The sequence below is a fragment of the Campylobacter sp. JMF_04 NA10 genome (genome assembly GCF_027737655.1).
GTDB lineage: Bacteria > Campylobacterota > Campylobacteria > Campylobacterales > Campylobacteraceae > Campylobacter_B.
This window is the reverse complement of sequence record NZ_JAOVTZ010000002.1, coordinates 302,558-323,625: the sequence shown is the minus strand read 5'-3', so window position 1 is coordinate 323,625 and position 21,068 is coordinate 302,558. Positions and strand designations below refer to the sequence as shown.

Below are 21,068 nucleotides of genomic sequence, written 5' to 3'. Positions count from 1 at the left end.
GTTATTAAATTCCACTAAAAGGGCGATAAAATGGATAAAAAAACCATTGCGGCACACAAAATCAGCGAAGACGAATATGCGAAAATTTTAGAAATTCTAGGGCGTGAGCCGAATTTGCTAGAACTTGGCATTTTTTCGGCTATGTGGAGCGAACACTGCTCATATAAATCAAGCAAAAAATACCTAAACGGCTTTCCGACCAAGGCTCCATGGGTCATACAAGGTCCCGGTGAAAATGCCGGTGTCATCGACATTGGCGGTGGCATGGCGGCTGTTTTTAAAATGGAAAGCCACAATCACCCTAGCTACATCGAGCCGTTTCAAGGCGCAGCCACAGGCGTAGGCGGAATACTGCGCGATATTTTTACAATGGGCGCAAGAGTTGAAGCAAATCTAAATTCGCTTCGTTTTGGCGATGTCGTGGGAAATTCCAAAACAAATCGCTACCAAAGATATTTAGTCAAAGGCGCAGTTAGCGGTATCGCACACTATGGTAACTGCATGGGAATCCCTACGATAGGCGGCGAAACGACATTTGATAGCAGTTTTAATGGAAATATTTTGGTAAATGCCTTTGCTCTTGGAATTGTAAAAAGTGATGAAATTTTCTACGGCAAAGCAGAAGGCGTGGGAAACTCAGTCATTTATGTAGGCTCAAAAACAGGCAGGGACGGGCTTGGCGGAGCTGTTATGGCAAGTGATAGCTTTAACGATGAAAACAAATCTCTTCGCCCAACCGTGCAAGTTGGCGATCCGTTTGCCGAAAAACTTTTAATGGAAGCTTGTTTGGAGCTTTTTAAAACTGATTTCGTCGTTGGAATTCAAGACATGGGCGCGGCGGGTCTTACTTCTAGTAGCTTTGAAATGGCAGGGCGAAGCGGAAGCGGTATGAAAATGCACTTAGATAAAGTGCCAATGCGTGAAAGCGGTATGACGCCATACGAGCTAATGCTAAGCGAAAGCCAAGAAAGAATGCTAATTTGCGCGAAAAAAGGTTGCGAAGATAAGATAAAAGAGATTTTTGCGAAGTGGGATTTAGACGCAGAAGTCATCGGCGAAGTAACCAATACCGGTAAAATGGAGCTTTACTGGCATGGCGAGCTAGCTGGCGAGATTCCAATCGAGCCTTTAAGCGAAGCTGCACCTGTTTTAGACCGCCCTACAAAACGCCCAGCGTATTTGGACGAAATCGCAAACCAAAATTTATGCACATGCTCTGATAAATTTGACATAAACGCCGATTTTGATAAGGTTTTTTCGCACCCAGATGTGCTAAATAAATCGCTCATTTACGATCAATACGACGCAAATGTCGGGCTAAACTCGGCCAAACGCCCGGGCAAACTAGGCGCTGCGGTAATGAGAGTCAAAGAAAATGGCGCAAAACTCGCAATCGCTATGGATTGCAACACCCGCATGAACTATATCGACCCATACACTGGCGCGGCTCTTGCTGTGGCTGTGAGCGGACGCAAGGTGGCTCTTAGTGGCGCGACACCGCTAGCCATAACTGACTGCCTAAACTACGGCAATCCGCAAAACCCAGAGGTTATGTGGCAGTTCGCACAGGGCGCAGAGGGTATCAAAGAGGCCTGCAAGGCTCTAAATACGCCAGTTGTGAGCGGAAATGTGAGCTTGTATAACGAAACAGAGGGTGTGAGTATCCAGCCGACCCCAGCTATCGTAACTGTGGGTGTAAATAATGGCGAGATTATCCCTAGCGATTTCACTCAGGCTGATACTAGCGTCTATTTGGTGGGCGATACACACGGCGTGTTTTCAGGTTCGCTGTATCAACAAGCCGTAAAAGGCGCAATCGGAGGAATGCTACCAAAGCTAGATTTAGCCAAAGAGCGCAAACTTTGGGATTTTGCGATTAAAGCGGGCAAGCAGGGTGCATTGCGCTTCGCAAACTCCGTAGGAATCGGTGGCGTGGCAATCACCCTAGCCAAAATGGCGTGTGTGGGCAAAATGGGTGGCGAGTTTAAAATGCCGTGCGATGATGAGAGAGATATTTTCGACGAGAGCTTTACTCGCGCGATTTTCGGCGTAAAAGATGAAGCAAAATTTGAAAGCTTGGCGCGCGAAGCAGGGCTAAATTTCGTAAAACTTGGCATTACTGGTGGTAAAATTTTCCAAATCAATAGCATTTCGCGCGATTTGGGAGAGTTGAGCGAAATTTATTTCAACGAATTTGCGAAAATAATTAGAAGCGAAGATTAATAGTGTCGAGTATTTTTTATCTATTTTTGGCTTTTTTGCTTTATCATTTTATAAAGGGATTTATAAGCGGTATTAGCGGAAATTCCGGCTATGAGAGAAAAGAGCCAAAAATGAGCCTTGAAGAGGCGAAAATTTTAATCACCCTAACTGCAAAGGTCGCCAAAAGCGACGGCGTGGTAAATGAAACAGAAGCCACGATGATAGGCGAGATTTTGGACGATTTGGTTCGCAAAATGGGTGGCGGCGAAAACGAGAGAAAACTTTTGAAGCAAGTTTATAAGATAAACAAAGACAAAGAGCACGATATCTACTCTCTCGCGTTTCATTACAATCAAAAATTTCACCTAAGTTCGAGCCGAAAAGCGGCGCTAATTTATTTTTTCTTAAACATAGCCTATATCGATCGCTCATTTAGCGAGCAAGAGCGAGATATAATCGCCAAAATCGCGCGCGGATTTGGTATGCCTTCACATGTGGTAAGTCAAATTTTTGCTATGTTTGAGGCGAGTTATTATGGCACATACGGCGGTTCTAGCCAAAACTATGACAACCGCGGGCGTGGTGGCTACCAAAATAGCCGAAATTCTGGCGGTTATCAAAACGGTGGCAGTTACGGCGGAAATTACGGCGGCGGATATCAAAATTCTAGCTCTGGTGGCGGATATGGTGGCTCTGCGCGAAATACAAGCTCGAAAAAAGACCCTTACGAAGTCCTGGGCGTGGATAAGGGTGCTAGTTTTGGCGAAATAAAGAAAAAATACCGCGAACTAGTCAAAAAATACCACCCAGATATTTTAATGGGTAAGGGCGCAGATGACGAGATTATCCAAGAAGGCACGAAAAAGCTTCAAGAAATCAACGAAGCGTATGAGAGCCTAAAAGAAAAATTTGGCGAGTAAAATTTAAATAAATTTCAATTTATAAAGGAGTGAGCATGAGAGCGTTAATCAGCGTTAGCGACAAAGACGGCGTAGTGGAGTTTGCCAAAGATTTAGTGGAACTTGGCTGGGAAATTTTGAGCACAGGTGGCACTTATAAGCTACTTTGCGAAAACGGCGTAAATGCTGTGGAAGTGAGTGTCTACACAGGAAGCCCTGAGATGTTTGAAGGCAGAGTAAAAACCCTGCACCCAAAAATTCACGGCGGAATTCTGCACAAAAGAGACGATAAAAACCACGCCGAACAAGCCCTAAAACACGGCATTGGCGGGATTGATTTGGTGTGCGTGAATTTATATCCTTTCAAGCAAACCACGATTCGCACAGATGATTTTGATGAGATTATCGAAAATATCGACATCGGCGGACCTGCCATGGTGCGAAGTGCCGCAAAGAATTTCAAAGATGTTTTGATAGTAACGGACATTTTGGATTATGATTTAGTTATCGAAAAAATCAAAGCAAAAGCCGATGATTTAGAATTTCGCCGAAGCCTTATGATAAAAGCCTACGAGCACACTGCTGCGTATGATAGCATGATAGCAAACTATATGAACGAGCGATTTAACGGCGGTTTTGGCGCTAAAAAATTTATCACAGGCTCAAAGGTCATGGCGACAAGATACGGCGAAAACCCGCACCAAAAGGGCGCACTCTATGAATTTGAAAACTTTTTTAGCCTAAATTTCAAAGCTCTAAAAGGCGAAGCAAGTTTTAACAATATGACCGATATTCACGGCGCAGTTATGTTAGCAAGTAGCTTTGGCGAAGCCCCAGCAGTGAGTATCTGCAAACATGCAAATCCGTGTGGTTTTGCCATAAAATCAAATTTGCTCGAAAGCTACACCGAAGCCCTAAAATGCGATCCTGTTTCGGCTTATGGTGGCGTGGTGGCGATAAACGGCACACTTGATAAGGCTTTGGCTGAAAAAATCAATGAAATTTTTGTGGAAGTCATAATTGCAGCCAATGTCGATGACGCCGCACTTGAAGTTTTTGCAAACAAAAAACGCATTAAAATTTTCACGCAAGAGAATAAATTTTTAATGCGCGAAAATGATAAATATGACTTTAAATTCATAGACGGCGGATTTGTCTATCAAGAACGCGACTATGTGGGTGCTGATGAGGTCAAAAATGCTAAATGCGTTACCAAGCGTTCGGCGAATTCGGGCGAATTTACCGATTTGCAAATCGCGTGGCAGGTGGCAGCTCTGACTAAATCAAACTGCGTTGTGTATGTGAAAAACTCGGCAATGGTGGCGATCGGCATGGGTATGACAAGTCGTGTCGATGCTGCGCGCGCAGCTGTGGCAAAAGCAAGAGATTTGGGCTTAGATTTGCAAGGTTGTGCGCTGGCAAGTGAAGCGTTTTTTCCTTTCAAAGATAGCATAGAAATCGCAAATGAAGTGGGCGTAAAATCCGTAATCCAACCGGGTGGCTCAATCCGTGATGATGAAGTAGTTGCAGCAGCAGATGAGTTTGGCATGGCGATGTATTTTACGGGAATTCGCCACTTTTTGCATTAGGATTTGCAATTCCCCAAACTTGAACGGATTAAATATCAAAATTTGAACGCTCACTGCGGGTCATTACCGCAAGGTAACTCCCTTGTGAGCGTCAAATTTGATAACTACTACGCCTATTTTACAGAAACTTGCGACTTTGTCGCACCGCTTCGCTTGTTTTGTCTTGAATATTTTTGCAGGATATTGAATTTAATTTGTTTGATTTTTCATTAAAATTTTCGTAGGGTTGGCATCCTTGCCTACCACAAATGAAATGTAAGGAATTTTGGTAGGATATAAATGCCAACGCTACGGTGCTATGGAAGTTCTATCTTATTTTCTTGTGCGATTTTTCTTATATTTTCACCACAATTTTTTAGTCCAATATTTGAGCATAGGTGTGGAAAAACTATAAATCTTGTCTGAACAAATAAACACTTTTTCCCGTTTTTATATTTGGATATAGCATAATCAAAATCCGAGTTTTTTTCGCCGTCATAATGTTTAATATCATCATTTTTAATGCCAAAAGCTATTTTAAATTTATCAAATGTTTTTCCGGTGCAAATTATGATTTTTGGTTGATATTTTTCCTTTAATTCTTTTAATAGTTTAAATCTTTTATGGCATTCTTCTATGTAATGGTTATAGTCCTTAAAACCTATTGCTTGTGCTGTTTTATTTCTTTTATCAAAATCTCTTGTATTTGGAAAAGAAATTGGCAATAAATTCATTTTGAAAAATCCAATTTCATTTTTTCCAAATGGCTTAAAATCGTTATTAAATTTTTTATAATCTCCATTGTAACCAAGCATGTGTGAAAGTATTTTTATAGCATTTCTATTATATGGATATTTGATATTATCATACAAATCTTCAATTCCTGCAAAAAAGTTTTTATTATTTTCAATGATATTATTTAAAGGTATATAGTTACAAAGAGTATTTTTTAAATCTTCGATATTATTGTATCCGAGACCCCACTCGATACCACATAGCCAAATGCTTTGTCTTTTGGGGCTTCCTAAATCCCCGCCGTCAAAACCTACACTTGAAAGTAGGAAATTTCTAACCTTTTCATTTATCATACAATAAAACCTTTATTGATTAAAATAAATTCATTCTTTTATTATTGTAAAGAGCGCTCCAAAAAAATAACATTCCTGCTGCATCATAAGTATTAATTCCAGATATTTGCGGTTTTTTTCCGATAATGCCCCTTCTGTATTCAATCCCTGCTATTTCAAAATTTTCGTTTGTTTTATTTAATGCAAATTTAAATACCATATCAAAATATTCAGTTTCTTTTATTGTTTGTTTAAATTCTTCATATTTTAAGTTTGCTTCTTTAATTCGTCTTTCTTTATTTTGTGCGAAAATTTCTCTTCTTTCTTGATATTTGGCTTTTTCTCTTTCTATTTGCTTGTCTCTATCTTCGATGATTTCGTCTTTGAGATATTGCAAATTTTCTTTTGCATTTGCCAATTTTTCACTATGTTCTTTTTGGATTTCTTCATTTTCAAATTCCATTTGTTTTCTTTTTTTATCCACTTTGGCTTGGCATTCTTTCATAAAATCGTCCGCATAAGCTTTGCCCTTATGTTTGAGCCAATATTTATAATCCGACTTGCACATATCATCAAACATTTTTACTTCCGCTGCTATGCCAGTAGCGCTATTCATCCACTCTGTTTGGTTGGTTTTGGCTTTGTCTGCATTATTTAATTGTCGTTGATATGATTTTTCTATCCTGCTTAAATCTTGTTCAGCTTTTTGGGTTATGGAATTTATTTTTTGATTTGTTTCTTGTTCATCTTGTATGGCATTATCGGCTAAATTTTCAGCTTCTTCTACGATTTTTTGAAAATATTCATTACCTTGCGTTACGAACTCATTTTTTAATTTACAACTTGCTTCAACCACAATTCTTCCATTTGAAGCCTTTATTTCTTCCCATTTTGTGCCTTCACACATTTGATAACTATCTATAACATCGCCTATCGTTAAACTTGGATCTAATTTTTCAAATATGGTGTTTTTAGCTTTGCCGATATTTCCGCCAAAACCAAAAAACGCATACGAATTAACACACAATATTAAAAGTAAAGCCATTTTTTTCATTTGAAAATCCTTATTTTAAATTTACCTAACCATAGTTAGTTGATAAGAAATTATAATATTTATATACTTACAGTTAGTTTAACCATAGGTAGGCGAAATTGAAAGACTGCACCATTACGGACGAGCAAATGGAGCAAATTTACAAAACAATCGGCGAAAATGTCAAACGCATACGCACACAAAAGGGTGTTTCGCAGTTAAGCCTAGCTATGGCGATAGGACACAAGGCAGTCGGCACGATTTCTATGGCTGAACTTGGCATAAATAAAAAACACTTCAATATAGAACACCTAGTCAAAATCGCAAATGTCCTAGAAGTCAGTGTTTGCGAGTTTTTCAAATCAATCAAAATTTAAATTTGCTTGTCATTGCGAGGCGTGAAACGCCGAAGCAATCCAGAGAAATTTAAAGGGCTCTTGAATTTTAAAATTTTTGAATTTAAAAATTTCGGGGCAGTGTTACTGGAATAAAAATTTTAAAATTCAATAGATTATTCTTTGGATTACTTCGCTTTGTTTGCAATGATAAATTGATTATGAAATTTTACTGGATTGCCACGGCGACAAGTCGCCTCGCAATGACAAACTACGCAAATTCTCACAATTACAAACCAAACAACTAAACCCAAATTCCTTATAAATTTATCTCATTTCTAAGCCATAGTATTTCACTACGCTATTAAGTAAATTTAAACCTATAAAAGGCTATAATTTGGGCTTTTTCAAACCAATAAAAAGAGGGTTTTAAGCAGATGAATTTCTTATCATTGCCCAATGCCGGGCGACAAAACGAGTTGGATATAGCAAGGGGTCTTGCTGTAATCTTTATGGTGCTAATCCACTGCGTGGAATACTTCTACAACGGCGAAGATTCCGTGTTTTTCAAGGTCGCAAACTTCCTAGGCTCACCGCCTGCTGCGCCTGTTTTTATGTTTATTTTGGGTTGCGGTATTGTGTATTCTAGGCGTAGTGCGCCGGGACTACTTTTTAAGCGTGGCGTGATATTTTTGGTGCTATCTTATGTCTTTAATGCGCTTGTGTATGTGCTTCCATACTACATTAGCTCTAAGCTAAACGATGACGCTGAAATTTTCGAAGAAAACTGGACACAGATTTACGATGCGGATATTTTGCAGTTTGCGGGACTTGCGTTTATATTTTTTGCGCTAATGAAAAAGCTAAATTTATCAAATTTAGGCTATCTCATAGTGGGAATCATCTGCTCGGGCGTGGCAATGTATCTAGGCGAGAATTTCGCAGAGTTTGAATCAACTTGCCTACAAGCCGTAACAGGGCTATTTTGGGGCACACACGAGGGAAGCTATTTTCCATTTTTAAGCTGGATTGCCTATCCGATAGCTGGGTATTTATTCGCTGATATTTTAATCTACACTCGCCCAGAAGATAAAGGCGCACTATATACAAAACTAAGCCTTATTTGCGCGGTTATCTTTATCGCCTCGGCTGTGGTGTTGGCGAAGTTTTATGCGTGGGACGATATGATGGACGGCGATCCATACTATCACCAAAACATATTTTTTAACATAATGTTTATCGCCTTTGTTTTGGCGTGGATTGGGCTAATGTATCTGGTAGCCAAAGTGCTTCCAAATATCATTATGTCGTGTTTAAAAACGATAAGTGTGCTTGTAACGCCGTTTTATGTGTTGCAATACATTTTCATCATTTATATTGCTGTGCTTGTTTTTGGCGACGAAGCAGAGTGGGATATGAATCCTGTGCTATTAATGTTTGTAGCTGTGAGCGTGCTATCATACATCGTGGCGGTAATCTACTCAAAAATTCGCAAAGCATAAAAAAAGGCTACCGAAATTTCGGTAGCCCAAATTTTAAAATTTTAATCCTAAATTTAACTAAAAAACAGCAAATTTACCATTATTATGATTATCGCAAATGGCGCGATAAATCTTAGCGAAAAATACCAAAGCTCAAACGCACCCTTGCCCATATCCTCGCCAAAAAACTCCGCTAAAAGGGATTTTTTCATCACAAATCCGACGAAAATCGCCGAACTTAGCGCACCAAGAGGAAGCATGATATTTGAGGTCAAAAAGTCTAAAATATCGAAAAAACCCTTGCCAAAAAATGTAAAACTCTCGCCAAATTCCGCGTTCATCGATAGCGTGCAGCACGCTCCTAGCGCGCCTACGACTATGCCTGATAACCTGCACGCTCTGTTTCTAGAAATGCCAAAATGATTGACAAGATATAAAATAAATGGCTCTATCATCGAAACCGCGCTCGTAATCCCAGCAAAAAACAGCGACACAAAAAACAAAATCGCTAAAATTTGCCCCATAAAGCCAAGCTTGGCAAACATTGTGGTTAGGGATACAAACACCAATCCCGCACCCTGAGATGGGCTAGCGTTAAATTCAAAGATAAATGTAAATACGATTAGTCCCATCATTAGCCCGATTGCGATATTGATAAATACGATATTTACGCAACTTTTCACTAGCTTTACACCCTCTCCAAGGCTAGCAGCATACGCAGCGATACAGCCAATCCCGATACAAAGGGTAAAAAGTGAAAGTCCAAGCGCGTCAAGCACGCTAGCGACGGTGATTTTGGAAAAATCAGGCGTGAATAAAAACTTCACCGCCTCGCCAAATCCCTCCATAAAAACCGCATATCCTAGCATTAAAAGCAAAAGCACGAAAAGCAGGGGCATCATTATCAAATTTAGCTTTTCTATGCCACTTTTGATTCCGCGCGATACCACAAAAAGTGTCAGCGCAAGCCCTAACGCATAAAATGCAAGACTTGAAAATAGCGAGTGCGAAATCACGCCTCCAAAGAGTGCGCCAGCCTCATCTACTGAGGCAGGAAGCGCGCTAAAACCGATGAAAATGTATCTCATAACCCAGCCAAGGATTACGAGATAAAATGACAAAACAAAAATTCCGCCCACTATGAAAATTCCAGCGAATTTCCACTTTTCGCCGTTTTTGGGGTCGAGATATCTATACGCGCTAGGCAAATCAGCTCTGCTAATGCGCCCGATCGCCATTTCGGCTAAAAATAGGCTAAATCCAATCCCAAGCGTGAGCACGAGGTATAAAAGCACAAACGCGCTTCCGCCGTTGCTACCGACTAGGGTTGGAAACTTCCACGCATTTCCAAGCCCCACAGCACCACCGGCGACCGCTAAAACAAAGCCGATTTTGCTAAATTTATCGTTCATAATCTTTCTTTAAATTTCAAATTTGACTATCCAAAATTTACGATTCCAAGCTCTCTTAGCGCGATTACAAAAATCGCAAGCGGAGATACCACGCGAAGTAGGACGAAATACCAAATTTTAAATCCGAAATCTCCCATATATGGCGAAAGTAGGGCATAAACGCCGTCTTTTTTAATGACATATCCTACGAAAATGACAATGATTAATCCGCCAAGTGGCATTAAAATTTTAGATGTCAAATAATCCAGCGCGTCGAAAAACGGCTGTCCTGCGATGACGAAATACTCGCTTGTCGCGCCATAGTATCCCAAAATGCAGGCAATCCCTAGCACATAGGTAAATACAAAAACCGCCACGCAAGCTTTCGCGCGAGAAAATGCGCGGGATTTGACTAGGTAATAAACAGCTGGTTCAATCATCGAAATCGCTGAGGTAATGGCGGCGAAAAGTAGGGTTAGGAAAAACGCAAACGCCAAAATATGGCCGATAAAGCCAAGTTTGCTAAATAGCACGGCAAGGGAGACGAAAATCAGCCCAGGACCTGATTGGGCTGGATCGCCGTTAAATTCGAAAATAAATGTGAAAACAACAAGACCCATCATAACGCCAATCATTACATTGATTAAAACGATATTAATGCTCGAAGTTAGGATATTGGTGCGTTCTGGTAGGCTTGCAGCGTATGTCAAAATCGTAGTTACGCCAAGGCTAAGTGTGAAAAACGCTAATCCTAGCGCGTCAAGCACGCTTTGTGAATTTAGCGCGCTAAAATCAGGCAAAAGCAAGAATTTTGCGCTTTGTGCGAATCCGTCGAAGCTAGCCGAATACAAAACCATAAGCACAAGCAGGATAAAAAGGCTAGGCATCATCCAGATATTTAATCTCTCAATGCCGTTTTTGATACCCTTTGAGACGATCAAAAAGCACACAAGCGACATTATCGTAAAGCAGATAATCGCTACAAGCGGTGAATTTGAAATCAAAGCGTTAAACATCGCACCGCTATCGTCTAAATTTTGTGGCAACGAAAAAATCGATGTGGCTGTGTATTTTAAGATCCAGCCCATTACGACGCTGTAAAATGAGTAAATCAAAAGCGCAGTAATCATCAAAAATCCAGCCTTGCTCCAAAGCTCTTTGTTGCTAGGGGCAAGTCTTCGGTAGCTATCGACTGGATCGCTCTCGCCAAGGCGTCCAATGGTGATTTCGCCGATAAAAATGACAAAACTTACCAAAAATGTGAGCAAAAGATAGAGCAAAATAAATGCGCTACCGCCGTTTTGACCTACGAGTGTGGGGAATTTCCAAGCGTTTCCAAGTCCCACGGCCGAGCCTGCGACCGCCAAGATAAAACCAATGCGTGTGAATTTGTCGTTCATACTTTTCCTTTTGGTAAAAAATTTGCCAATTTTATCAGAATTTAGCTTACATTAAGCTATTTAAATTTGATTAAATTTATAAAATTTTGGCTAAAATCACGCGTTATAAAATTTAATCAAGGAAAATTTATGGAAGTAAAACTTTTGAATTTCACGCCACTTTGGGTATGCTCAAACGCCATAAGAACTTGCTGGCAAAGCTTTGAGCGGGGCGATAACGGCGGCGAAAAGGACTTAGCACTAATCAACCGCGTGGGAAATGAAATGAAGCACTCCTCCACGCTCGAACACATTTTTTATAATTTTTATATCAAGGGCGTTTCGCGCGCGCTTTTGCAAGAATTAGCGCGGCATCGTATGGCTAGCCTGAGCGTGAAATCCACCCGCTACACGCTAAAAGAGCTAAGAAATGAGCCTGAAATCACAAGCGATAGTGCCGCAAAATACATCGTGCTAACAGGCAACGAGGCCGTCGATAGCGCAAGCATAAAAGCTCTAAATAATCTAAGGGAAATTTTGGGCGCAAACACTAGTCTAGATATCGCCAAATACTGCCTGCCAGAGTGCTATAAAACCGAGTTAGCGTGGAGCATAAATGCTAGAAGTTTGCAAAACTTCCTTTCTCTTCGTTCTAGCAAATCGGCACTCTGGGAGATACGCGCACTCGCAAATGCGCTCTTTGCAGCACTGCCAGAAGAGCATAAATTTATCTTCGAGCATTGTATGTATAAGGGAAGTGGCGAAATTTAGGAATTTGTTTAAATTTGGCAAATTTTGCTTAATCTGTCATTGCGAGAATTTTGCGTCAGCAAAATTCGTGGCAATCTACGAGCAAAAATTACCAAAATACAAATTTTGTGTCATTGCGAGCGAAGCAAAGCAGAGTAATTGGGGCTCCTTTCCCCTTTACAGAGAATTTCAAAATTAGCCTAAAATTCAAAAAATCGTTCAATACTAAATTTAAGTAGAATTTTGGATTTAAATTTTTCTGGATTGCTTTTTGAAAACTTCGTTTTCTCGCAATGACATTTTATGTAAATTTAATTTCGGTCAGTATTTTAAAATACCGAATTTATCAAATTCACAAATTTAAACTCAAATTTGATAGTTTGGGTTTAAATTTGCAAAATTTTACCAACTGTTTATGTTTATTATTTGTAGCCTTGCTTCTAGCTTGTCTAGCTCGATTTGAGCAACTGCTTCTCTACTCATTGTGTTTCCTTATTAGAAAATTTTTATTCTTTCAAGTTTTTTTATATCTTTATCCAAATTCAGATGAAAAATTGCGAAAAAATATTTTTTCAATAAATCGTGATCGTTTTGATTAAAAAAGCATATTGTTGCACCAGGTGTTACTATCCTTCCGCCATCTTTCCAGCCTATATCAATCACGAATTTCTGTGAATATTCCAAAAAATTTGCCAAATTTGTATTTGATTTTTTATAAACCAACATACGAAATAAAACATCATACATAGTCGCTGAAAATACAACGAATATGCACACAAGCAAGCCTATAATAAAATCACTATCGAAAGTAAATAAAAAGCCAGTTATAGAAAAGATTAAAAATGGATAAACAAATACATTTTTTATTCTATTTATCGCATATAAAAATGATGAAAATTCCTTATTTCCGAGCAAACTATAAATTTTGTATATTTTCAAATCGGCATTATAATAAGTTGCTTTTGTATTAGAAAGCGATACACGGCGTTCTTTTGATAAGAAAATAATCGAATAATCAATCAATAAAAGCACTATAAATATCGTAAGCCAAATAAGAATTTTTTCCATTATATCGTTAAAATCTGCATAATTTTTTATTCCTAAAATAGCCATAAAAATTATCAAAGAAATAAGAAAAAATATAGAATTTAAAATATTATGAAAGGTAATTTCTCTGCTATAATCGCGTAAAATCAATGGCTCTTTATCATAATCTCTCAAATTTCTGTTTTTGTTAAAAAAGTCGTTTTTAGAATTTAAATTTTCCAAAATTTATCCTTTTTATAAAATTTCCGTCATTGCGAGAGTTTGAAAAACTCGAAGCAATCCAGCACGCCGTCAGGCGTTTTAAATTTTGCAATCTCTGGATTGCTTCGGCGATAAATCGCCTCGCAATGACAGCGAATTTAGCGTTTTGGTTATTTTTTACTCGTAGATTGCTTCGTCGCTTCGCTCCTCGCAATGACAAATTAGGCAAAATTTGTATAATCTGTCATTGCGAGAATTTTGCGTCAGCAAAATTCGTGGCAATCTACGAGTAAGAAATTTCGGCGCAGTATTTTTGCAAAATTTCGGCGCAGTATTTTTGCAAAATTTCGGCGCAGTATTTTTGCAAAATTTAATGTGGAATTTTACTCTAAATTTCAACTATCCAAATTTTCTTTTTTTCGCCTTAACGCCTCTTTGCGTTTTTCTTCCATTTTCACAGCTTCGTTGAGTGCGTCCTCGTCGTCGAATTCTGTCCCGCCAAGAAATTTCGAATAATCATCGAATTGATGATTTTTCAGTGCCCACAAAAGCCCGCCTAACACGCAAAATCCAAGTATTAGCGAAATCGTAACCATAGTCATTAGCACGGCGTTACTCATAGTTTTATCCTTCTTAAAAGCATTGAGTTTGCGACCACGATTACCGAGCTTAGGCTCATCGAGAGTGCCGCAAACAGCGGGATTGCGTATCCCAAAAACGCAAGTGGAATCGTGATTAGATTATAAAGTAGCGAAATAGCGATATTTTGGCGGATTTTACTGCCTGTTTTGCGCGCGATACGCATGGCGCGCACGAGGCTCGTCATATCGTCTTTGATAAGCACGACATCGCTTTTTTGCACGCTAAGATTCGCGCCACTTCCTAGGCAAATCCCAGCGTGAGCGAGGCTAAGCGCGGCTGCGTCGTTTATCCCGTCGCCTACCATTACCACTTTTTTGCCAATTTTAGCGAGGTTTTGGATATAGCTAGCCTTTTCATCTGGCAAAATTTGCGCGCCAAATTTCACTATTTCTAGCTCGCGCGCTATCGCACTGACGGCGTTTTGGTGATCGCCACTGATGATATGAAGCTCGTAACCTAAATTTTGTAGCGTTTTTATGGCCTTTTTGCTATCATTTTTAAGTGGCGCAAGAAGCCAAAATTTGGCTAAAATTTGCCTATTTTGCATGAAAAAATACTCGCTTAAATCCCCGCTAGCGACATTTGCGCCAAGTTCGCACATAAATTTCGCGCTTCCGCCATAAATTTCATTTTCGCCAAATTTCGCACTAAGACCCTTTGCTGGGTGGTTTGTGATATTTTCTAAATTCGCAGGCGCAAATTTTGCAAATTCGCCCGAATTTAAAAATTCAAGCACGGCCTCGGAAATAGGGTGGTTTGAGCTTTGTAAAAGCCCTTTTAGCGCGCCAATATCGCAGTGGGGCGAAATTTCGCTTTTTTTGACGATTAGCGCAGAGCTTGTGAGCGTGCCTGTTTTGTCAAAGACGATGGTATCGGCGCTGGAAAGGATTTCTAGCATTTTGGCCTCTTTGAAGATTATGCCATGCCTTAGCGCCACAGAGATCGCGCACAGCGTCGCAATCGGCGTGGCAAGGGCTAGGGCGCAAGGGCAGGCGATGATGATGACGCTAACGCTGATTAGTAGCGCGCTTGCAAAGCCTGCTTTGGCATACCAAAACACAAACGCCACAAACGCCACGGCTATGACAAAAATCGAAAAATAGCCTGAAATTTTATTGGCCAAAATTTCAAATTTTGGTTTTTTTAGATTTGCGTTTTCTAAAAGCTCGACGATTTTGCTTAGCAATGAGCCCTTAAAATCGGCGTTTGCGCGGTATTTTAGTGAGCCAGATAGGCAGAGCGAGCCTGATTTGATTTCATCGTTTTTGCCTAGCGATACTGGGATACTCTCGCCCGAAATGCCCGAATAATCGAAACTCCCCTCGCCACTACTTACCACGCCGTCGATTAGGACGCGATCGCCTTGGTTTATGAGAATTTCATCGCCGATTTGCACCTCGTTTGGGGATTTGTTTGCATAACTTCCGTCAAAGTCAAGTGTGCAAACCTCGCCAAGAAGCATGTTTGAAAGTGAGCTTAAATTTTCGCCAGCTCTTTTTTGGCTTAAAATTTGCAGATATTTTCCCGCAAAAACAAAGGTGATTATCATCGCTACGGATTCGAAATATACCTCGCCATTGCGCGAAAACATAACATAAAGCGAATAAATATAAATTACCAAAGCCCCAAGCCCAACGAGCAAGTCCATATTCGGGGTGCGAGTTTTAAGCGCATAAAATGCACCCTTAAAAAATACCGCCCCAGTATAGAAAAGCACAGGCGTAGCTAGGATAAACTCAGCAAAGTGCAAAATATCCTTCGTGCCCTGCTCGATCCCCGTGAAATACCCACCATACAGCGCGATTGAGATCCACATTATATTCATCACGCAAAAAATTCCAACCAAAAGCCTAGCGTAAAATTCCCTGCGTTTTGCCGTGTCTTTGGCGTTTTGGGTGTTTGTGTCATAAGGGTAGGCATCGTATCCAATCGAGCGGATTAAATTTAAAATTTCAGCTAAGGATATTTGCTCTTCGTCCCATACAATGCGCGCTTTGTGCGAGGCTGCGTTTAGGCTTACTTCGATTATACCGGTGGCGTTATTTAGGATTTTTTCGTTTAGCCAGACGCATGCTGAGCAGTGAATTCCGTCGATTAAAAGCGAAATTTGGTTAAATCCGTCTTTATCTTTGGTGACATAGTTTTTGTAAATACTGCTAGCTGGTCCCTGAATTTGGGCATTTTGTTTGGCTGGGCGCAGGGTATTTTTGCCAAGGCGCTCGTAAAATTCGCCCAAATTTTGCCCCTGCAAAAGATAATAGACATTTTTGCACCCATTACAGCAAAACTTATGCCCCGCCTCATCGCTAAAAAGCTCCGCGCTCTCAAACGAGCCGTGGCAGTGATCGCATTTTTCCATTGAATTTGTCCGTCCAAGAATTTCGCGCGATTATAGCATTTTTTTACATCCAATCAAGGATTTGCGAAATTTCCGTGGCGTGAAAAATTTTAAGCCCTAGCGAATTTTGCGGTTTCATCGGCGAGATTATGTTTTTAAATTTTTGCAAACTAGCCTCTTTTATGCGCGCATCAAGGTTGAAAATTTCACGAATTTCGCCATTTAGGCTAACTTCGCCAATAAATGCGCTCTCTTTGCTAAGTGGGCGGTTTTTAAAGCTACTTACGATCGCAGCGACCACGGCTAAATCGCAGGCGGTTTCGGTGATTTTGACCCCGCCGATGACATTTACGAAGACATCGTATCCGCCAAGACCAATTTCAAGCTTCCTATCCAAAAGCGCTAAAAGCATATCGAGGCGGTTTTTGTCATATCCTGTGGCAGAGCGTTTGGGATACGAGCTTTCGCAAACTAGGGCTTGAATTTCGACTACCAGGGCGCGCGAGCCCTCCATAGTCACGGTGATTGCTGAGCCTGAGGCAGGTTTGGTGCGAGTGAAAAATTTACTTGCGACATCTTTTGCGCTAATTAGCCCTTTTTCGCTCATTTCAAAAATCCCAACCTCACTTGTCGAGCCAAAACGATTTTTAAAACCACGCAAAATTCGCAGCTCCTTGCTCGCGTCCCCCTCGAAATACAGCACCACATCGACCATGTGCTCTAAAATCCTAGGTCCTGCGATTGAGCCTTCTTTGGTAATATGCCCGATGATAAAAATGCTAATCCCGCGCTCTTTGGCTAATCGCATTAGCTCAAATGTGATCTCACGCACCTGTGTAACAGAGCCCGGGGCTGATGAAATTTTGTCGCTATAAAGGGTCTGAATACTATCAATGATTACGCTTTTGTAGTTTTTGCTTGAAATTTCATCTAAAATCGTGTTTAAATTTATCTCAGTTAGCAAGAATAAATTTTTATTGATTGCGCCTAGGCGATCGGCTCGCATTTTGATTTGGCTGGCACTTTCTTCGCCACTGACATAGAGTGCGGGCGAATTTGGGCTGGCTAAATTTGCAGCGATTTTGAGCAAAAGCGTGGATTTACCAATGCCAGGACTTCCGCCAATTAGCACGAGTGAGCCCTCTACAAGCCCGCCACCTAAAACCAAATTTAACTCAGCGTCTTTGGTATCTATGCGCACGACATCTTCGATTTGGATTTCATCTATTGCTTTTGCGCCACTCGCGCCTTTTTTTTGCTCTAATTTTTCTATCTCTTTTAGGGTTTTAATCTGCTCGGCTTTAAGCTCCACGAAACTATCCCATGCGCCACAATCAGGGCATTTGCCAAGCCATCTGGATTGTTGATTTCCGCAGTGTTGGCACTCGAAAAGTGTTGATTTTGATTTTGCCATTTTGTTTTACCTTGATAAATTTATTAAATTTCGCGCGATTATAGCAAAAATTTTTGCCTTAAATTTTTAGTAAAAATAAAATTTAAATGAAATTTAAATTAAATAATGAGAAAATGAACGATTAAATTTTTGATAAGGAGATTTCATGGACAGAAAGCTTACCAAAAAAGAGTTTTTTACCATTGCTTTAATGCTTTTTGCTATGTATTTTGGTGCTGGAAACTTCATTTTTCCGCCGATTGTGGGCAAAAACGCAGGCGATAACTTTTTCGTGGGAATTATGTTTTTTTGCTGTGCCGCGATTTTAATCCCAGTCCTTGGCGTCGCAGCTGTGGCTAAATCAAAGGGTCTAGCGAATTTAGTCGAGCGTGTAGATCCCGCCTTTGCGCTGATTTTCACAGTCGCATTGTATCTGACTATCGGACCGCTTTTTGCGATACCGCGTGCTGCAAATATGCCATTTGATATCGTCGTGCGTGAAAATGTCGCCGAAACATCGGTGCAGATGTGGCTTTTGATCTATTCGGCTGCGTATTTTGCGCTAAATTTTGTTTTATGCTTAAATCCATCAAAACTCGTCGATTTGCTCGGACGCTACCTTACGCCTGTGCTTTTGATTTTGATTTTGGGGCTTTTCGTATCGTCATTTTTGACCCCTATGGGCGAATTTGTCGCTCCAAACGAAGCGTATAGAGATCACGCAGTCGCAAGTGGTTTCGTCGATGGATACCAGACTATGGACGCTTTGGCTTCACTAGCCTTTGGTATCATTATCGCAAATGCGATGAGAGCGCGCGGTGTTAGTGATGAGGGACATATCGTCGTATCTATGATAAAAGCAGGTATGTTTGCGGGCGCGCTTTTAGCCGTGATTTATCTGATGATTTCATATCTTGGTGCGAGTGCAGCTAGCCTTTTCCCTGATGTAACAAACGGCGCACAATACCTTAGTAAAATCAGCCACTATCTTTTTGGCAGTGTCGGCACAGCCTTGCTAGGGCTTGCATTTTTCCTAGCCTGCCTTACTACGACTTTGGGTTTAATCAGCTCATGTAGCCAGTATTTTGAAAACCTAGTAAAAGGTAAAATTCCATATAAAATTTGGGTTGTGATACTTTGCCTTGTATCATTTGGCGTGGCAAATTTCGGACTTACAACGATTATTAGCGCGAGTATCCCTGTGCTAATCGCGATTTATCCAGCTGCGATTATGCTTATAATTTTATCGCTAATCGATCCGCTAATCGATACAAGCAAGTTAGTTTATAGGGCTTGCGTGTATGCGAGCTTCGCTGTGGGTATCGTAAATGGACTAGATGTCTTAAAAATCAAAATTCCAGGTATTACTAATTGGGTTAGTAGCTTTCCATTTTATGATGCTATGCTTGGCTGGATTGTGCCTAGCGTAGTGGCTTTTGTGATTAGCTTTTTGATACATATCCTTACGAAAAAATCATTTTAACCAAATTTAGGCTTGCGCGCGTTCGCAAGCCTTTTTAAATTTTGCCTTAAATTTAATCAAAATTCTTACAAAAATATAAAATTTAATCAAATTCTTTAAAAAATTCTTAGAATTTAATCTAAAAAATAATAAAATACTCAGTCATTTCATAATTAGGATTGAACATGGAGAAATTAAACGGTTCGCAGATGATTATCGAGGCGCTTCATCAAGAGGGCGTTGAGGTAGTATTTGGATATCCTGGTGGCGCTGCGCTAAACATATATGATGAAACATACAAACAAACATATTTCAAACATATCCTGGTGCGCCACGAGCAAGCTGCGGCTATGGCGGCTGACGGATACGCGCGTGCTAGCGGAAAGGTCGGCGTAGCTATCGTAACAAGCGGTCCTGGTTTTACAAATGCAATCACAGGCCTTGCCACTGCGTATGCAGATTCTATCCCAATCGTGCTAATTAGCGGACAGGTTGCTGGTTCGCTTATCGGAACTGACGCATTTCAAGAGATTGATGCGGTTGGAATTTCAAGGCCATGTGTCAAACACAATTTCCTAGTAAAAACCGTTGAAGAGCTTCCAATGGTGCTAAAACAAGCATTTTATATCGCACGCTCTGGCAGACCGGGTCCTGTGCATATCGATGTGCCAAAAGATGTTACGGCTAAGCTTGGCGAGTTTATCTATCCAGATGAGATAAAAATGCAAACATATCGCCCGACTTACAAAGGCAACGCAAAACAGATAAAAAAAGTAGCTGAGCTAATAATGGCGGCCAAACGCCCGATAATTTATATCGGCGGTGGCGTGATTTTAAGCGAGGCTAGCGAGGAAGTAAGGCAACTAGCGCATATCACGCAAATCCCAGTAGTAGAAACCCTAATGGCGCTTGGCGCGATGAGAAGCGATGATGAGTTAAATTTGGGCTTAGTGGGAATGCATGGAAGCTACGCAGCCAATATGGCGCTTAGCGAAACTGACCTTATAATCTGCCTTGGAGCGAGATTTGATGATAGGGTAACTGGAAAACTTGAAGAATTCGCCAAAAACGCAAAAATTATCCATGTCGATATCGATCCAAGCTCGATTTCAAAAATCGTAAATGCGCATTTTCCAATCGTAGGCGATGTAAAATCCGTCTTAGCAGAGCTAAATCCTAGATTAAAGGACGAAGCAGAGCCTGCAAACTACGCCAAATGGCGCGAACAAATCAAAATTTATAAAGAAATTCACCCGCTAAAATACACAGATAGCGATGAGGTTTTAAAACCACAATGGGTAGTGGAAAAAACTGGCGAAATCGCAAGCGATGACGCTATAATCGTCACAGATGTCGGACAGCACCAAATGTGGGTAGCGCAGTTTTATCCATTTAACCGCCCTCGCACGCTTCTTACAAGCGGTGGGCTTGGCACTATGGGATATGGCTTGCCTGCTGCAATGGGAGCGAAAGCTTACGCTGGCGAGAAAAGGCAGGTTATAAATTTCACAGGCGATGGCTCAATTTTAATGAATATCCAAGAGCTAATGACGCTTAGCGAAAATAATCTTGGTGTCGTAAATATCATACTTAATAACAACTTTTTGGGTATGGTTAGGCAGTGGCAAAGTATGTTTTATGGTGCGAGATTTTCATCGACAGATCTTAGCAAACAGCCAGATTTCGTAAAACTCGTAGAGAGCTTTGGCGGGCTTGGATTTAGCGTTAGCACAAAAGCTGAGTTTGAAAGCGCGCTAAAAACTGCGCTTGAAAGCAATAAGGTTTGCTTTATCGAGGTTAAGGTCGATCGCTTCGAAAATGTTTTCCCAATGGTGCCAGCAGGTGGCGCGCTATATAATATGATATTTGAATAGGATTTG

Annotated in this window: 17 protein-coding genes; 8 read left to right on the top strand and 9 right to left on the bottom strand. The window is 40.6% G+C overall.

The window, feature by feature from the left end; genetic code table 11:
- Positions 1 to 30: 30 nt before the first annotated feature.
- From purL to purH, 3 genes are read left to right on the top strand one after another with little or no spacing between them, the layout of a single operon-like run.
- Positions 31 to 2,223, top strand: coding sequence for a phosphoribosylformylglycinamidine synthase subunit PurL (gene purL / locus OFO12_RS04510; RefSeq protein WP_270869633.1), 2,193 nt, complete (start codon positions 31 to 33; stop codon positions 2,221 to 2,223).
- A 2-nt stretch (positions 2,224 to 2,225) separates the two neighbouring features.
- A complete protein-coding gene (locus OFO12_RS04505) occupies positions 2,226 to 3,122 on the top strand; it encodes a DnaJ domain-containing protein (RefSeq protein WP_270869632.1) in 897 nt (298 codons plus the stop codon).
- Between the two features lie 35 nt (positions 3,123 to 3,157).
- Entirely contained in the window at positions 3,158 to 4,690 is a 1,533-nt protein-coding gene (gene purH, locus OFO12_RS04500; RefSeq protein ID WP_270869631.1) for a bifunctional phosphoribosylaminoimidazolecarboxamide formyltransferase/IMP cyclohydrolase, read from the top strand.
- A gap of 296 nt (positions 4,691 to 4,986) precedes the next feature.
- Here purH and OFO12_RS04495 read toward each other — a convergent pair whose 3' ends face one another.
- Both OFO12_RS04495 and OFO12_RS04490 read right to left on the bottom strand, forming a co-directional pair.
- Positions 4,987 to 5,757 carry a hypothetical protein gene (locus OFO12_RS04495; RefSeq protein WP_270869630.1) on the bottom strand — a complete coding sequence of 257 codons (771 nt, stop codon included), beginning with the start codon at positions 5,755 to 5,757 and terminating at the stop codon, positions 4,987 to 4,989.
- Positions 5,758 to 5,776: 19 nt separating this feature from the next.
- A complete protein-coding gene (locus OFO12_RS04490; RefSeq protein ID WP_270869629.1) occupies positions 5,777 to 6,790 on the bottom strand; it encodes a hypothetical protein in 1,014 nt (337 codons plus the stop codon).
- Positions 6,791 to 6,888: 98 nt separating this feature from the next.
- Here OFO12_RS04490 and OFO12_RS04485 point away from each other — a divergent pair, with 98 nt between their 5' ends.
- Together OFO12_RS04485 and OFO12_RS04480 are read left to right on the top strand one after the other, a co-directional pair.
- On the top strand, positions 6,889 to 7,146 hold the full coding sequence (locus tag OFO12_RS04485; RefSeq protein ID WP_270861853.1) for a helix-turn-helix domain-containing protein: 258 nt from the start codon (positions 6,889 to 6,891) through the stop codon (positions 7,144 to 7,146).
- Between the two features lie 437 nt (positions 7,147 to 7,583).
- Positions 7,584 to 8,606, top strand: coding sequence for an acyltransferase family protein (locus OFO12_RS04480; RefSeq protein WP_270869628.1), 1,023 nt, complete (start codon positions 7,584 to 7,586; stop codon positions 8,604 to 8,606).
- 53 nt (positions 8,607 to 8,659) lie between these two features.
- On the opposite strand, the gene OFO12_RS04475 is transcribed toward OFO12_RS04480, so the two are convergent.
- A complete protein-coding gene (locus OFO12_RS04475; RefSeq protein ID WP_270869627.1) occupies positions 8,660 to 9,997 on the bottom strand; it encodes a sodium-dependent transporter in 1,338 nt (445 codons plus the stop codon).
- 26 nt (positions 9,998 to 10,023) lie between these two features.
- Entirely contained in the window at positions 10,024 to 11,376 is a 1,353-nt protein-coding gene (locus tag OFO12_RS04470) for a sodium-dependent transporter (protein ID WP_270864512.1), read from the bottom strand.
- Positions 11,377 to 11,505: 129 nt separating this feature from the next.
- On the opposite strand from OFO12_RS04470, the gene thyX reads away from it, so the two are divergent.
- Positions 11,506 to 12,126: an FAD-dependent thymidylate synthase gene (gene thyX / locus OFO12_RS04465; protein ID WP_270869626.1), complete on the top strand. Its 621-nt coding sequence runs from the start codon at positions 11,506 to 11,508 to the stop codon at positions 12,124 to 12,126.
- 474 nt (positions 12,127 to 12,600) lie between these two features.
- Here thyX and OFO12_RS04460 read toward each other — a convergent pair whose 3' ends face one another.
- The 5 genes from OFO12_RS04460 to radA all read right to left on the bottom strand — a co-directional run bounded on the left by OFO12_RS04460 (position 12,601) and on the right by radA (position 17,747).
- A complete protein-coding gene (locus tag OFO12_RS04460) occupies positions 12,601 to 13,374 on the bottom strand; it encodes a hypothetical protein (protein WP_270869625.1) in 774 nt (257 codons plus the stop codon).
- A gap of 156 nt (positions 13,375 to 13,530) precedes the next feature.
- Positions 13,531 to 13,752: a hypothetical protein gene (locus OFO12_RS04455; RefSeq protein WP_270869624.1), complete on the bottom strand. Its 222-nt coding sequence runs from the start codon at positions 13,750 to 13,752 to the stop codon at positions 13,531 to 13,533.
- A complete protein-coding gene (ccoS, locus tag OFO12_RS04450) occupies positions 13,749 to 13,973 on the bottom strand; it encodes a cbb3-type cytochrome oxidase assembly protein CcoS (protein ID WP_270869623.1) in 225 nt (74 codons plus the stop codon). Before ccoS ends, OFO12_RS04455 begins: the two co-directional genes overlap by 4 nt.
- Positions 13,970 to 16,354, bottom strand: a complete 2,385-nt coding sequence (locus OFO12_RS04445) for a heavy metal translocating P-type ATPase (RefSeq protein ID WP_270869622.1) — start codon at positions 16,352 to 16,354, stop codon at positions 13,970 to 13,972. Before OFO12_RS04445 ends, ccoS begins: the two co-directional genes overlap by 4 nt.
- A gap of 43 nt (positions 16,355 to 16,397) precedes the next feature.
- Positions 16,398 to 17,747, bottom strand: a complete 1,350-nt coding sequence (gene radA, locus OFO12_RS04440; protein WP_270869621.1) for a DNA repair protein RadA — start codon at positions 17,745 to 17,747, stop codon at positions 16,398 to 16,400.
- 145 nt (positions 17,748 to 17,892) lie between these two features.
- On the opposite strand from radA, the gene brnQ reads away from it, so the two are divergent.
- On the top strand, positions 17,893 to 19,209 hold the full coding sequence (gene brnQ / locus OFO12_RS04435; RefSeq protein WP_270869620.1) for a branched-chain amino acid transport system II carrier protein: 1,317 nt from the start codon (positions 17,893 to 17,895) through the stop codon (positions 19,207 to 19,209).
- A gap of 164 nt (positions 19,210 to 19,373) precedes the next feature.
- Positions 19,374 to 21,062, top strand: coding sequence for an acetolactate synthase large subunit (locus OFO12_RS04430; RefSeq protein ID WP_270859040.1), 1,689 nt, complete (start codon positions 19,374 to 19,376; stop codon positions 21,060 to 21,062).
- The last annotated feature ends 6 nt before the right edge of the window (positions 21,063 to 21,068 follow it).